This window comes from Bacillus cereus group sp. BfR-BA-01382 (genome assembly GCF_022663475.1).
In the GTDB taxonomy this organism is placed as follows: domain Bacteria; phylum Bacillota; class Bacilli; order Bacillales; family Bacillaceae_G; genus Bacillus_A; species Bacillus_A thuringiensis_S.
Map to the genome: position 1 here is coordinate 46,345 of NZ_JAKUFQ010000026.1, position 14,042 is coordinate 60,386.

Here is a 14,042-nt window from a genome sequence, read left to right on the forward strand (position 1 = left end):
TAAAGTGCAACTTTAATCAGTGGGGGACTATCCCCATTGATTATTAGTTTGCATCAAATCTTTTTATTGACGCTAATAAATGTAAGCGTTATCATTAAGTTGTTAACAGTACATACAAAGGGGAGAATGTATATGTTAGTTCAAACTATATTCGGAATGGATAAGTCTAAAAAATTAGGGGATTATGTGAACGCATTACAAGCGCTTTGTGAACAATATAATGTTGAAACAGATAAAATTGCGATTATTGAGGCAACAGAGGAATACTATTTATTTTTAGTAAAGCAAGAAGACTGCTATGATGTTGTTAAGGTAGAAACAGTTGATACGAATATTGAATATTATACGAAAGCGTATAAAATAAGTAGTTTTAATCATACTGCTTATCAAATGTAAAAAAACTCCCTTTCGGGAGTTTTTTTAGGATGCTTTTGCGTCGGTTATTAAGGGAACTTTTTTAGCACCGTTTAGTTTAGCGATAGTAAATCCGATAAGTGCTCCGGCTAATGCTGGTAATAGCCAGCCTATTCCTTCATTATATAAAGGAATAAATTCAAAGTTGGACGTGATAAACGAGACTGGAATACCGCCTTGTTTTAATCCATCAAATACGCTCACAACTGCTGCTCCGATTAAAGCACCTACATAAACAGAGCGATATCCACCGAAGTATTTATGAAGTAACGATAGTAGTACGAGTACAATCGCAATTGGATATACAACAAGTAGAATTGGAACAGAGATTGCGATAATTTTTGTTAAACCTAAGTTGGCAACTAATAATCCTAATGCGCAAATGATACTCGCGAACGTTTTGTATGAAAATGTAGTCAATAATGTTGAAAAATATTGGCTGCACGCAGATACGAGTCCAACGCATGTCGTTAAACAAGCGAGTGTAACGATAAGAGATAATAGGAGCAAACCGTATGGGCCGAATAATTGTTGTACGATAACAGTAAGTAGCTGTCCACCATTTTTTGCATATCCGAGAGAGACACTAGTTGTCCCAAGCCAGCCGAGTGCACCATATACAAGTACGAGTCCTGTAGCGGCAATAAGCCCTGCTTTTGCTGTGGCGATGGCAATGGACTTACGATCATTCACACCTTTAGAGCGAATTGCATTTACAACGATAATTCCAAATGCAAGTGCTGAAATGGTGTCCATTGTTAAGTACCCTTCCATAAAGCCTTTGAAGATTGGAGAAGTTTGATACTCTTGCATAGCTGGTCCTGATTGTCCAAGTGGTGTAAAGACACTTTTAACAAACAATAAGAAAATTGAGAGTAATAAAATAGGTGTTAATATATTTCCAATACGATCGACAAGTTTAGATGGATTTAAACTCAGCCAAAATACGATAGTAAAGAATATGATTGTATATACAAATAGCACTAGGCTGCTAGAGCGGATTGTTTCTGGTAAGAAAGAACTAACACCCATTTCATAAGCAACATTTGCAACACGTGGGATGCCCATGGATGGACCGATGGCAATGTATACAACTACCGTAAAGAAAATTCCGAATAATGGATGAACATGACTTGCAAGTTGCTGCATTCCATTTCCTGATAGAGAAATTGCGATAACAGTAAGTAGTGGTAAGCCAACTCCTGTTAGTAAAAATCCAATCATTGCGGGCCAAAAGTTTTCACCTGCGTTTTGGCCAAGCATGGGAGGGAAAATTAAATTACCTGCCCCAAAAAATAAAGAAAATAGCATAAGACCCGTGAAAAAAATATGTTTTTTTGATACAGTGTTCATTGTTTTTCCTCCTTTTTTAAATTCATTTGTAAGAACACAAAAAACTCGTCCCTAAAGAAAGGGACGAGTTATATTTACCCGCGATACCACCCTAATTTACACATGTAGAAATAAATCTATATGTATACGGCTTTGCAACGTACAACATGATACGTGTTCCTTGTAACGGGGGACGGCCGGTAAGAACTTACTGTAACATTCGGTTCTACTTCTCGGAGATGATTTTCGGTTACGCACTGAACGTTGGCTTTCAGCAAATCGCCAACTCTCTGGGGAACAGTTCTATAACGTACTCGTTCTCGTCAATGAATTTTTATTCAAGTATTCTGACAGTATTGTTGCATGTTTTTTTTAGAAAGTCAATATGTTTTTTGAAAGATATATTTATATACGGAAATATCGAAAGTAATATTCGTTGTTGCAAAAGGAATAATGAATTGTAAAATGGGAGTAAAAATTTGTGGAGAATTGTAAAATTTATAGAGAAAGTTGATATTTATAGGAGTAAAGAAGGGATTATTTGAATTTACAGAGAATATTACAACAATCCACTTGCTGGAAAGAACAAACCAAAAGAGGTGACTGAAATGCTTGCGATGGGAGTATTATTTGGCATTATTGCTATAATTGGTTTTATGTGGTTATATTATTCGCGTTCGTTTAAACAAGCAGAAGTTTTACTCTTTCAAAAAGGTAGTTTGTTGACAAATCAGTCTAGATATTTAGTATGTCCGAAGTGTGGAAGTGCACAGGCCAGAAGTGGAGGATATCAAGAGTGTTGCAAAATTAGATTATGAAAGAAAGGAAGCCTCACATTATTTTGTGAGGCTTCCTTCCTTACAACTTCATGGCGCTCCAAATTGTCCATCGATCTCTTTCAATAATAGGAGAGACGTTTTGTAATGTGGTCTGTATATGTTGTAGAAGTTGAGAAAGTTCATCATCTGTTAACTCATATAGAATGGATCGACCTGTTCGAGGAGATAAATCTTGTAGCAATGCTTCTACAGAATCATGTATTTTTCGTACTTCCCATTGTGTTTGTGTGGGAAGCACGTGAAGAGAATGTTTTTGTAATTCTTTCTGTATCGTGTTGGTTTTTGGACGTCTTTTTGACTCTATTTCAATGAGTTTTGGAAATATAGAGAAAAAATATCCACGAATGTGTTCGGGACTTCCTGGAACTGTACAATCTTCAATCGTTCGATCTTGTAAAATAAGTACACCGTTTTTATTTAATATACGAGAAGCTTCACATAAAAATGTAGGAATGTCTTGTAAATGATGAATAACTGCGCGCGAAATAACTATGTCGAATGTTTCGTTAGGGTATGGGATATTATGTGCATCACCGTGGATGAAAGAAATATTTGGGGAATTGTTGCAATTTTCTTTTGCAGCTTGTAATATTTCTTTTGAAAAATCAAGTCCCACAACATTTTTGGCTCCCATAAGAGCGAGTTCTTTCGTATAAATCCCGCCACCGCAGCCAATATCAATTATTTGCTTGTTTTGTATGTCTGTAATGTTTTTTACCATTTCAGCCCAAGAAATATGAGCGTTTCTTGTTGCGTATGTGTATTTATTATTTGCATCATGAAAATTAATGGACATGATAAAGACCTCCTTTCAATGATTAGTATAACTTATTTAATAGGATGTCACGTTTTTGTTTTATGTATGAAGATTATAAGAATTTCTTATCGTAAAAGGAGGATTAATTTGAAAGGGAAATATGTATTGTTGTTATTTGTTATGTTACTAGCAGCTTGTGGTCAAGCTGAGCAAAAACAAGAAACAAAAAAAGTAGAAGAGACGGTGAATGAAGTGAAAGAAACAATAGGGGTAACCGTTATACAAAAAAAACATAAAGAGAAAAAGTTGCAGGAATCAGAAGCGAAGTTAGTAATAGACATTTTGGATAAAGCTGAGAAACAAGAAATAACCGGAAGCTTCGGTGGACCTGAATATGAAATACAAATTAGTAGAGAGGGGAAAAAAGAAACTTATTATGCATGGTTAAGGGGAGAAGATAGACGAGGATGGGTGCAATATAAGAAAGTTATGTATATGTTGAATGAAAAAGATACGGAAAAGCTTTTGGCTATATTTCCAAATGTTTCAGAACAAAAAGAAGAAGAGATGCAGGTAGGTCCTTTAACGGAGGTAACAAAAAAAGATTTGCAGATTACCGCGTTTCATATTAAAGCAGGCGATCAAAACGTGAATTATATGGTACGGTATACGATTTCACAATCACTATACAACAAGTTAGTGAAGGAACAAGAATATTATTTGCAACTCACTTTCCCAGAAAAAGTTCAAAAATTAATTGGAGCAAAAGAGAGTGAAATGATTTTAGGTGAAAAAGTAAAGGAAGGGTATAAGCAATATGAATTGCATGCTACTGTGCAGGTAAAAGGCGCTTCAGAATCACAATTAAAATCATTAGAAACATATTACGAAAAGTATGATTTAAAAATATTAAACAGTGAAAAAGAAAAAATAGGTGTGTTTCAAAATATAATTCAAATCGTTAAAGAGTATGGTGAAAAAATGAATTTCCAAAGATAAAGTGAGAATTTAATCGGCGGAGGCTGCTCATTTCTCATTGATTAATAGTCTTTGCCAATTCGGCGTTGACTCTCACTTAACTTCTTTGTTTCAACTGAATTTTGGGGTAAGGCCCTTATTGGCTGTAACTGAATTGTAAATTCTATATAGCCTTTCCTAGGAAATGATAATAGAGAGGGGAGAAGAACACCCTCTCTATTATTTTGCTTTTGCAGATGGCTCATTCATTGATTTTCGTGTAATAAGAAATGAAATCATAAGAGCGGAAAGAATGATAAGAGTGATAAGTAAGTGATTTGGCAACCAATCTAATAATAATACATAGCTCACTGTATAAAAAATAAGAGTTGAAGCTAAAAATGATAAAACACTTATTATGAGAGATTGTAAATTCATTCGTATATACCTCCTTTATTTATATTTTTGGCTAAAAATGGATTAAATAAACATTATTTCTAACAATAGAAAAAAATATGTCATAATAAAGAGGAGAATAATTTTTGATGAGCTTGTATGACTCGTTACAGGGGGTTAAAGGAGAGAGATGAAAAATAATAAAAAAGGATTATGGGGAATTATTGTTGCCATAGGATTATTTTTACTGTCTAAGTTAAAGTGGGTATTTGCAATTTTTAAATTAGCAAAGTTTTCAACGGTATTTAGTATGTTTCTATCGCTTGGCGCATACGCAGTTCTATATGGTTGGAAATTTGGGGTGGCGCTCATTTATTTGTTGTTTGTTCATGAAATGGGCCATTTATGGGCTGCGAAAAGAAAAGGAATTCCAACATCGCCAGCAATCTTTATCCCATTTATGGGGGCTCTTATTGGAATGAAAGAGATGCCGAAAAATGCAAAAGATGAAGCTTACATTGCCTATATGGGTCCGCTTTTCGGGCTTCTGTCATATTTACCCGCGATACCGCTTTACATAATGACGAAAGAACCATTTTGGGCGCTTGTTATTTTGCTTGGAAGTATGATTAATTTCTTTAATTTAATTCCCGTTTCGCCGCTAGATGGTGGGCGAATTATTTCAGTTGTCAGCACTAAAATTTGGGGAGCAGGCCTTATTTTATTACTTGGCTATTCAATTTACTTTAAAAGTATTTTGGGAGGATTTATTGTTATTATCGGTTGTATGGAATTATATAGAGTGATAAAGAGAGATGAGCCGATTAAGGAATTAGGGCATAAAATTGATGGGATGAAAGAATATGTTGCTAGGATTGAAGAGGAATTAAAAGAAACGGGTGCTGTACATCGGACTATATACATGATGCATCATGAGATGAATGCATTAAGACAAAGAGAACGGGAAAAAGAGTTACAAATAGGTGAACTTCAAAAAATGGAAGTGTTAGAGTATCTTTTACCGAAGTTCGAACCGTTAGATTATGTTCCATATGAAGATGAAAAAGATGAGTATACAATTCACATAAGGGAAGCATTTGAAGCGTCAGAAAGAAAATTAAATAAATGGAAAATAGAAAAAGAACAACAAGAAAACTATTATAAAGTGGATGCGAAAACGAAATGGACAGTATTTGCTTGTTATATCGGATTAATGGCTATACTCGGTTACACAGCTTATGAAGGATATATTGTTTTACAAGAACATTTGCCAACGAGAAATGTATAGAAAAATATTGTCGAAATGATAGGAAGAATTTATACAGGAAGTATATTTCTACGAGAGAATGTTACAAGTATAGCCATACATTATAATATCTTTAGTAGAGAAGGAGTTCTGTATATGAAGAAATTGCTACGTGTATTCGGGATTATTATCGTAATGATCATCGCGAGTTATAGTCTTATGAAAGTGCTGTTACATTATGCGAATAAGCCTGCTGAGGTAAATACAATAGCTCAAGTAGAAGATGTGCAAGAAGAGACAAAAGTGCTAGATTTTATTCGAATGACACATGAAAGCTATAATAATTTCTTAAATTACGGTAAAGCAGAGAATTATACAGACGGGGATTGGAATCAATTTAAGCAATGGTTTCAACAACAAGAACCATCTTTAAAAAATATACATACGGAAATAAAGAATGAAAAAATAAAACGCGATGTAAATAGAAGCTATGAAATTGTAAAAAAAGGTGTGGAACTTCAAAATATTGAGTATGTAGTGTATGCCCACCGTGTATATCATGACTTGGATATTATCGTAAATAAATATAGGGGGGAAACGAATATCTGGGGGTATACAGAGTTTGGCGAGGGGAAAGATATAAAAGTAATTGAACAAGCTATACAAACAAAATAATAAGCTAGCTAGAATTCTAGTTAGCTTATTTTCTTTTGTAAGTACAATGTTCATATATTATTCACAAAAACAACGTGTTAATAGTGATTAAAATCACAATCTGCATTATAAGATTCAGTTAAACTAAAAACAGTTAAGGAAATAGAGGAGTGGGATACAATGTTAAGTGCAAAAACAATTGAAATCGTAAAGTCAACAGTACCATTATTACAAGAAAAAGGCGTTGAAATTACAACGAGATTTTATGAAATTTTATTTTCAGAACATCCGGAGTTATTGAATATTTTCAACCATACGAATCAGAAAAAGGGAAGACAACAACAAGCGTTAGCGAATGCTGTTTATGCAGCTGCAACGTACATTGATAATTTAGAAGCAATTATTCCAGTTGTAAAACAAATTGGTCATAAGCATAGAAGTTTAGGTATTAAAGCTGAGCATTATCCGATTGTAGGTACATGTTTACTACGTGCCATTAAAGAGGTCGCAGGTGCACCTGATGAAGTTTTAAATGCATGGGGAGAAGCATATGGTGTCATTGCTGATGCATTTATTAGCATTGAAGCAGAGATGTATGAAGAAGCTGCACATAAAGAAGGTGGATGGAAAGACTTCCGTAACTTTGTGATTGTTAAAAAAGTGAAGGAAAGCGATGTTATTACGTCATTTTATTTGAAACCTGAAGATGGAGGGAAAGTTTCTTCATTCATCCCAGGTCAATATGTAACGGTTCAAATCAATATTGAAGGTGAGACATATACACATAATCGTCAATACAGTTTATCCGATGCACCTGGGAAAGAATATTATCGTATTAGTGTAAAGAAAGAAAAAGGTGTAGATACACCAGACGGTAAAGTGTCTAATTACTTACATGAACATGTAAAAGAAGGAGATGTTTTACCAGTAAGTGCACCAGCGGGAGATTTCGTGTTAAATATGGATTCAACATTACCAGTTGTACTAATTAGTGGTGGAGTAGGGATTACACCGATGATGAGTATGTTAAATACGTTAATTGAACAAGATTCAAAACGTAATGTATATTTTATTCATGCAGCAATAAATAGTAATACACATGCAATGAAAGAACACGTTAAGGCAGTAGAAAATGAATATGAACAAGTTAAAGCATATACTTGTTATTCTGCACCGACTGAAAAAGATTTAGAAATGAAGAACTTTGATAAAGAAGGTTTCGTTGAAAGCGAATGGTTAAAAACTATTATTCAGACAACTGAAGCAGAATTTTATTTCTGTGGTCCAGTAGCATTTATGAAGCATATAAATGCTGCACTAACTGATTTAGGTGTGAAACAAGAGCATATTCATTATGAATTTTTCGGCCCAGCAACAAGCTTACAATAAGACAGATGAGAATAAACAAAAAAACGAGGTATTTATTTTACCTCGTTTTTTATTTGTTCTCGTAATAAACGGTTAACTGTTTCACGGCGTATGCCTATCAGTTGACCAATTTCAGTTTGTGTTAATATTTCATATATAGGAATGTCACCTAAATATAATGTGAACCATTCTTGTAAACGATGAAGACGTTCTTTCGGAGAGACAGTTGTCAATTGATCAATTCGTTGTTGCATCATTCTTAATTTAGATTGCAATTGCATAGCGATGTTGGCATATGATTCGGGATTTGCTTGAAGTCTCTCGTACCATTCACTACTAGTGATCGGTTCCACTTCTGTCTTTATTAAAGCGATAGCTGTACCGTGATATTCTTTCGGTGAAATTAAAGAATGATGAGGTATCGTTTCACCTGGAACGATAATGTTGAATAAAAATGGTGTTCCGTCTTCTTCTAGCCGAACTACTTTTAATAAGCCTGTTTTTATAAAGTATAAAGGACCGTCCTCGCCTTGACGGAATAGTACATCTCCTTTGTGTAGAATCAATGTTAGCCCCCCATTAATATGTTTCTATTTCTTCTATTTTAGCGTATATGTATATAGACAATATGCTATTTCAACAGCAATTTCATTGACGAAATGTATGCTATTACAGTAGTATACTATTTAGTGTGTAATAGTACTAGCAATGAATACGCTGTAGGGGGTTTAGTATATTGTTAGATGCGATAAGAATGACGGATATGAGAATTCCGGCGAATGCTATCATTCATGTAGAAGAGATGAAAGGTGGAGTCGTTTTATCCGTTGAAGTAGACGGCCAAATTATTTATACGATGGCTTATGATGAAGAAACAGATAGTTATGCTGAATTATATGATCGAAACGATAAGAGGGCGTGCCAAGTACATGAAGACTTTATGGGATGGTCACTTCTTCACTAAAAAAGATGTCAATATGACATCTTTTTTTATTAAATCGATAGAATATACAAAGAAATGAAATATAAGGATAAAATTTGTAATAATTGATTTTGCATTGTTAGCACTCTGTAACTGCAAGTGAACTATTTTTTCGCTATCATAAAGATAACAGTCGCAGTTATAGGAGTGGTCAACTTGAAGAAAGTACATATTTCAAATTATATGTTATTAAGTGCTTGTTTAATTTTATTTGTTCTCCTCGGAGGATTTTTATATTCATGTGTATAAGAAAAACGCATTCTAAAAAGAATACGTTATAAAAGGGAAATAATGATTAATCTAGTTCCAAGAATAATTAACGTAATACGTAATAAATTAATTACGGCGTTACCACTCAGTTTTGTATTAATGTAAGCCCCGATTTTTCCGCCGATCCATGCACCAGGAATAAGGATTAATGCATAAATCCAGCTGACATTTCCAAGTGAGATGTGAGTTGCAGAACTTACAATTGCTGATAGAAATACGATGAACATTGAAGTTGCTACTGCAATATGTGCTGGGAATGCAAAAAGAAGCATCATTGCTGGAACAAGTAAGGCACCGCCACCAATTCCAAATAACCCAGATATAAACCCAACTATAAAGGCGATAAAGATAGCAAGAAACGGTGGGAATTGGTAGTGTACAGCATTTCCATCATTATCTGTAAAAGAACGCTTAATTACAGACGTATTTGAGAGGGAAAGAGGTTTTAATTTGTCTCGAAGCATAAGTAGAATTGAGACGAATATAAGGAAAATCCCAAAGTATAAAGAAAATGTGTCTTGGTTTAAAAATTTATTTGCCCATGATCCGATAATACCACCAGGACCGCTTCCGATAAATAAAATAAGTCCACTTTTATAATCCACTCGCTTATGCTTCATGTAAGTAAGGGTAGAAGATAGTCCTGTGAAAACGACTGTTACCATAGAAGTCCCTACTGCAAGTTGTGGTGATAAACTGTGTAATCCAATTAATAACGGAACAATAATAATTCCGCCTCCAAGCCCAACTAGGCTGCCGACTGTCCCGGCGATTAGTCCGATGAAAAGTAACATGATGTATTCCAAAATTGCCAACTCCTCTAAATAACTTATCCACCAATTATTATACACGCTTTTTAATGAGAAATAGGCTTGTTCACAAAAAAGTCGTCTTCCTAGAAAAATAAGGAAGACGACTTTTGATTAGAAAACAAAATGTAATAGGTAGTAAAACAGAGCAGCTAAAGAAGCTGAAATAGGAAGTGTAATAACCCATGTAATTAACATACGTTTTGCAGTTCCCCATTTTACCCCCTTCACACGGTGAGAAGCACCAACCCCTAAAATAGAAGAAGAGATAACGTGCGTCGTACTAACCGGTAAGTGAATGAATGTTGCACCGAAAATAACAAGTGATGATGATAAATCGGCAGCTACACCATTTACAGGACGAATTTTCATAATTTGTCCACCGACAGTTTTAATAATTTTCCATCCACCGACAGAAGTACCAAGTCCCATTGCGATAGCACAAGATAATTGTACCCAGAACGGGATATCGCTAGAAGTATGATAGTTATTAGCCATAAGAGCCATCGTAATGATTCCCATTGCTTTTTGTGCATCATTCGTACCGTGTGTATAGGCTTGTAATGCTGCAGTGAAAATCTGGAATATACGGAAGTTTTTATTCGTTTTCGTTAAGTTAAAGTTTTTAAAGACCACTTTAAAAATACTGTAAACGATATAACCAATAACGAAAGCGATAATTGGTGAAATGATTAAAGCTTCAAGAATTTTAATGAATCCTTTAAGGTTTAATGAGCTAATACCAGCAGCAGCAATGGCTGCACCTGCGATGGAGCCAATAATTGCATGCGAAGAACTACTTGGGATACCGTAGTACCAAGTAATTAAGTTCCATGCTATCGCCGCAAGCAAAGCAGCTAAAATTACAAGAGAACCATTTTGTAAAGCAAATGGGTCAACGATATCTTTTGTAATCGTTTTTGCTACACCTGTAAATGTCATTGCACCTAAAAAGTTCATAATAGCTGCCATAATAATTGCATGTCTAGGCTTTAGAGCTTTCGTTGAAACAGCCGTTGCAATAGCGTTTGCTGTATCGTGAAATCCATTGATAAAGTCAAAAGCTAAAGCGCAAATGACTACTAAAACGGTCAGTATCAAGAGTGTATCCATGATCAAACTCCTTACGCGTTCTTCATAATAATTGTTTCTAATACGTTTGCAACGCTTTGACAGCTATCAGCTACTTCTTCAAGCTCTTCGTAAATCTCTTTAAATTGAATAATCTTAATCGGATCTTTTTCACGAGAGAATAAGTGCTTAATCGCATGACGACGAATATCATCGCATTGTGATTCGTAATCCTTAATCTTAATCGCGTTCGTACGAATGTCGACTAACTTCTTTTTAGACAGTAGTTCAACAGAGTTTGCAATCTCAATCGCACATTGATTAATTGCTTCCACGAATTTAATCATGTATTCATCAGCTTCTGTAATAGAATACATTTCGAACAGACCAGCACTGTGATCTAATCCGTCTAATACATCATCCATACTCATTGCAAGTTGTAGGATGTCCTCACGTTCAATTGGAGTAATAAACGCTTTGTTTAGCTCCATAATGATTTCGTGAATAAATGAGTCACCTTTTGACTCATACTCTTTCATGCGCATAGAAAACTCTTTTAAATCGCTAGCATTTTTAATTTTATACTCCACGAAAAACTGCGCGCCTTCTTTTAAATTTTCGGAAACATTCATTAACATTTCAGAAAATTTATCTTTTTTTGATTTAAAGACCATTATTGTTACCCCCACAAAAGTAATATATGTAAAATATATTGGCTAATCAATTCTAACAAAAAACTGTCGTTTTTTAAAACATTTTATCGAAAAGTTTACAAAAACTTAACATAACTCTCGTTGTTCTATTAATAATATTAATATCCAATAGTGAATATCTTACTTGTAGAATGTCCTTTTCTTGCAAAAAGTATGAATGTAAAAGAAAAGCTTTACACTATAGGAATGACTACGTTATTATAGTAAATTTAAAAGGCGGTATATTCTTCCTTTTAAAAAGAAGAGTGTAAATAAATGAAGGAAGTGAACGAATGAAATTGAAGAACACTCATTTTAAAAAAATGCTTGAGTGGTTCAATAAGAGGAAGAAACTTCGTAATTCATTAATTGTATTGGGAAGTGTACTCATTACTCTATTTATTGCTATAAATATAATAATATCCATTCAAGACATATCTGAATTAAAACAAGCTGTTCCACAACCGACTTTAATTTATGATGCAAATAATGAGGTCGCAACTAAATTAGCTTCTTCGAAAACAGAAGGTGTTAAAAGAAAAGATATTCCTGATATTATGGTTCAGGCAATTGTTGCAGTAGAAGATAAGGGTTTTTTTAACCATCATGGTATTTATTATAGTGGAATTATAAGTGCAGTTTTTAAAAATATTACAGCAGGAGAAGTTGTAGCAGGGGGAAGTACAATTACACAACAGCTTGCAAAGAATGTATTTTTGACACAAGATCGTACATTTTCTCGTAAAATAAAGGAATACTTTTTAACCAAAAAAATAGAACGTACTTATACAAAAGATGAAATTATTGAAATGTATATGAATCAAATTTATTTTGGGGAAGGTGCTTGGGGAATAAAGAGGGCAGCTAAATCTTATTTTGATAAAGAGGTAAAAGATTTATCAATTTCAGAAGCTGCAACGATTGCAGGTTTAATTAAAGCGCCGTCTGCGTATTCTCCTTATAAAAACTTTAATAAATCAATTGAACGACGTAATGTCGTATTAAGTTTAATGAAGGAACAAGGATATATTTCTGAAGAGCAATACAATAAAGAAAAAGAGTCAGGCCTTGTATTAAAACGTGGGGTTGATGATAAATACAAAGGTAAATACTCCCAATATGTAGACTATATAGTTAGAGAAGCGATGGATAAGTATGAATTAACACAAAATGAAATTTTAGCAGGTGGTTATCGTATTTATACAGAGCTTGATCCGAAAAAACAACAAGCTGTAGAAGATGTTGTGAATAATGATAGTTATTTCAAAGATAGTGGCTCAGATCAACTTATGCAAACGGGTGTAGTCCTTATAAATCCAAAAACAGGCGGTGTTCCAGCTTTAGTTGGAGGTAGAGGACCATATCAGTTTTTACAATTTAATCATGCTACGCAATTAAAAAGACAGCCAGGTTCAACATTAAAGCCTCTAGCTGTATATGTACCCGCTTTAGAACAAGGGTATGAAGTATACGATATATTAAAAGATGAACCATTTCATATTAAAGAATATGAACCGAAAAATAGTGATCAGGCCTTTCATGGTAATGTGACAATGTATGAAGCGGTAGCAAAGTCGTATAATGTTTCCGCTGTGTGGCTATTAGAACAAATAGGATTAGATAAAGGATTGAAATCTTTAGAGCGATTTGGTATTCCGTTAGTACCAGAAGACCGTACGTATCCAATTGCTTTAGGTGGGATGCATGTAGGGACATCACCATTTGTAATGGCCCAAGCATATAGTACATTTGCTAATGATGGGGTTCAAGTAGAGGCTCATGCAATTAGAGAAGTTCAAAATGCTGAAGGGGAAATAATAGGGAAATGGTATAAGAAAGAGACACGAGTGACGAGTGAGAAAATTGCTCAAAAGATGACGTATTTATTAAAAGGTGTTGTAGAAAAGGGAACAGGTGGAAAAGCGAAAGTTACTAATGTTGATACAGCAGGGAAGACAGGGACTACTCAACTTGTAAATGGCCCGAGCGTAGGGGCAAAGGACTCGTGGTTTGTAGGATACACACCAGATTTAGTAGGTGCAGTTTGGGTAGGATATGACAAAACAGATAGCGAGCATTATGTTCCAGGTGGTAGTCAAATTACAACGACGATGTTCCGGGATATCATGAAAAAAGCAAATGCAAACCCAGCCCAAAAAGCGTTCCAATTGTCGTTAATATCTGAGGCGGACTATAAAAAACAATTGCAAACAATTGAAGAAGAAAAGCGAAGAAAAGAAGAAGAAAAGAAAAGG

15 protein-coding genes and 1 other annotated feature are annotated in these 14,042 nt (G+C 34.5%); of the genes, 8 read left to right on the forward strand and 7 right to left on the reverse strand.

The annotated features are described in order from the left end of the window. Positions 1-57 precede the first annotated feature (57 nt). A complete protein-coding gene (locus tag MR160_RS13200) occupies positions 58-396 on the forward strand; it encodes a DUF3922 domain-containing protein (protein WP_118961699.1) in 339 nt (112 codons plus the stop codon). Between the two features lie 24 nt (positions 397-420). Here MR160_RS13200 and brnQ3 read toward each other — a convergent pair whose 3' ends face one another. Beyond that, positions 421-1,767, reverse strand: a complete 1,347-nt coding sequence (brnQ3, locus tag MR160_RS13205; protein WP_001099170.1) for a branched-chain amino acid transport system II carrier protein BrnQ3 — start codon at positions 1,765-1,767, stop codon at positions 421-423. Between the two features lie 56 nt (positions 1,768-1,823). After that, positions 1,824-2,082, reverse strand: a binding site (T-box leader). 272 nt (positions 2,083-2,354) lie between these two features. Between brnQ3 and MR160_RS13210 the strand changes: the two genes are divergently transcribed. Beyond that, positions 2,355-2,564, forward strand: a complete 210-nt coding sequence (locus tag MR160_RS13210) for a hypothetical protein (protein WP_000880630.1) — start codon at positions 2,355-2,357, stop codon at positions 2,562-2,564. Between the two features lie 40 nt (positions 2,565-2,604). On the opposite strand, the gene MR160_RS13215 is transcribed toward MR160_RS13210, so the two are convergent. Continuing rightward, a complete protein-coding gene (locus MR160_RS13215) occupies positions 2,605-3,381 on the reverse strand; it encodes a class I SAM-dependent methyltransferase (protein ID WP_098832696.1) in 777 nt (258 codons plus the stop codon). A gap of 108 nt (positions 3,382-3,489) precedes the next feature. On the opposite strand from MR160_RS13215, the gene MR160_RS13220 reads away from it, so the two are divergent. Continuing rightward, entirely contained in the window at positions 3,490-4,341 is an 852-nt protein-coding gene (locus tag MR160_RS13220) for a YhfM domain-containing protein (protein WP_242297445.1), read from the forward strand. A gap of 198 nt (positions 4,342-4,539) precedes the next feature. On the opposite strand, the gene MR160_RS13225 is transcribed toward MR160_RS13220, so the two are convergent. After that, on the reverse strand, positions 4,540-4,737 hold the full coding sequence (locus tag MR160_RS13225) for a hypothetical protein (RefSeq protein ID WP_001053359.1): 198 nt from the start codon (positions 4,735-4,737) through the stop codon (positions 4,540-4,542). Positions 4,738-4,885: 148 nt separating this feature from the next. Here MR160_RS13225 and MR160_RS13230 point away from each other — a divergent pair, with 148 nt between their 5' ends. The 3 genes from MR160_RS13230 (at position 4,886) to hmpA (ending at position 7,984) form a co-directional block, all read left to right on the forward strand. Then, entirely contained in the window at positions 4,886-5,983 is a 1,098-nt protein-coding gene (locus MR160_RS13230) for a site-2 protease family protein (RefSeq protein ID WP_000794496.1), read from the forward strand. Positions 5,984-6,097: 114 nt separating this feature from the next. Next, positions 6,098-6,616: a hypothetical protein gene (locus tag MR160_RS13235; RefSeq protein ID WP_000735433.1), complete on the forward strand. Its 519-nt coding sequence runs from the start codon at positions 6,098-6,100 to the stop codon at positions 6,614-6,616. A gap of 159 nt (positions 6,617-6,775) precedes the next feature. Next, positions 6,776-7,984: an NO-inducible flavohemoprotein gene (hmpA, locus tag MR160_RS13240; protein WP_000947319.1), complete on the forward strand. Its 1,209-nt coding sequence runs from the start codon at positions 6,776-6,778 to the stop codon at positions 7,982-7,984. Positions 7,985-8,016: 32 nt separating this feature from the next. Here hmpA and MR160_RS13245 read toward each other — a convergent pair whose 3' ends face one another. Continuing rightward, positions 8,017-8,529: a Crp/Fnr family transcriptional regulator gene (locus MR160_RS13245; protein WP_000600585.1), complete on the reverse strand. Its 513-nt coding sequence runs from the start codon at positions 8,527-8,529 to the stop codon at positions 8,017-8,019. 170 nt (positions 8,530-8,699) lie between these two features. Between MR160_RS13245 and MR160_RS13250 the strand changes: the two genes are divergently transcribed. Beyond that, positions 8,700-8,927 (forward strand): hypothetical protein, encoded by a 228-nt coding sequence (locus MR160_RS13250; RefSeq protein WP_000882911.1) that lies wholly within the window; start codon positions 8,700-8,702, stop codon positions 8,925-8,927. A gap of 293 nt (positions 8,928-9,220) precedes the next feature. Here MR160_RS13250 and MR160_RS13255 read toward each other — a convergent pair whose 3' ends face one another. From MR160_RS13255 to MR160_RS13265, 3 genes are all read right to left on the reverse strand, one after another. Further along, positions 9,221-10,021 carry a sulfite exporter TauE/SafE family protein gene (locus tag MR160_RS13255; protein ID WP_000455760.1) on the reverse strand — a complete coding sequence of 267 codons (801 nt, stop codon included), beginning with the start codon at positions 10,019-10,021 and terminating at the stop codon, positions 9,221-9,223. A gap of 117 nt (positions 10,022-10,138) precedes the next feature. Continuing rightward, complete coding sequence (locus tag MR160_RS13260) at positions 10,139-11,137, reverse strand: inorganic phosphate transporter (protein WP_000380276.1); 999 nt, start codon at positions 11,135-11,137, stop codon at positions 10,139-10,141. Positions 11,138-11,148: 11 nt separating this feature from the next. Further along, positions 11,149-11,769 (reverse strand): DUF47 domain-containing protein, encoded by a 621-nt coding sequence (locus MR160_RS13265; RefSeq protein WP_000231445.1) that lies wholly within the window; start codon positions 11,767-11,769, stop codon positions 11,149-11,151. Between the two features lie 311 nt (positions 11,770-12,080). Here MR160_RS13265 and MR160_RS13270 point away from each other — a divergent pair. Next, a partial coding sequence (locus tag MR160_RS13270) for a transglycosylase domain-containing protein (RefSeq protein ID WP_242297448.1) occupies positions 12,081-14,042 on the forward strand: 1,962 nt, incomplete at its 3' end.

Coding starts and splice junctions, on each gene's coding strand:
- MR160_RS13225 (WP_001053359.1), bottom strand. CDS start 4,737: ATGAATTTACAATCTCTCATAATAAGTGTTTTATCATTTTTAGCTTCA.
- MR160_RS13210 (WP_000880630.1), top strand. CDS start 2,355: ATGCTTGCGATGGGAGTATTATTTGGCATTATTGCTATAATTGGTTTT.
- MR160_RS13215 (WP_098832696.1), bottom strand. CDS start 3,381: ATGTCCATTAATTTTCATGATGCAAATAATAAATACACATACGCAACA.
- MR160_RS13235 (WP_000735433.1), top strand. CDS start 6,098: ATGAAGAAATTGCTACGTGTATTCGGGATTATTATCGTAATGATCATC.
- hmpA (WP_000947319.1), top strand. CDS start 6,776: ATGTTAAGTGCAAAAACAATTGAAATCGTAAAGTCAACAGTACCATTA.
- MR160_RS13260 (WP_000380276.1), bottom strand. CDS start 11,137: ATGGATACACTCTTGATACTGACCGTTTTAGTAGTCATTTGCGCTTTA.
- brnQ3 (WP_001099170.1), bottom strand. CDS start 1,767: ATGAACACTGTATCAAAAAAACATATTTTTTTCACGGGTCTTATGCTA.
- MR160_RS13230 (WP_000794496.1), top strand. CDS start 4,886: ATGAAAAATAATAAAAAAGGATTATGGGGAATTATTGTTGCCATAGGA.
- MR160_RS13265 (WP_000231445.1), bottom strand. CDS start 11,769: ATGGTCTTTAAATCAAAAAAAGATAAATTTTCTGAAATGTTAATGAAT.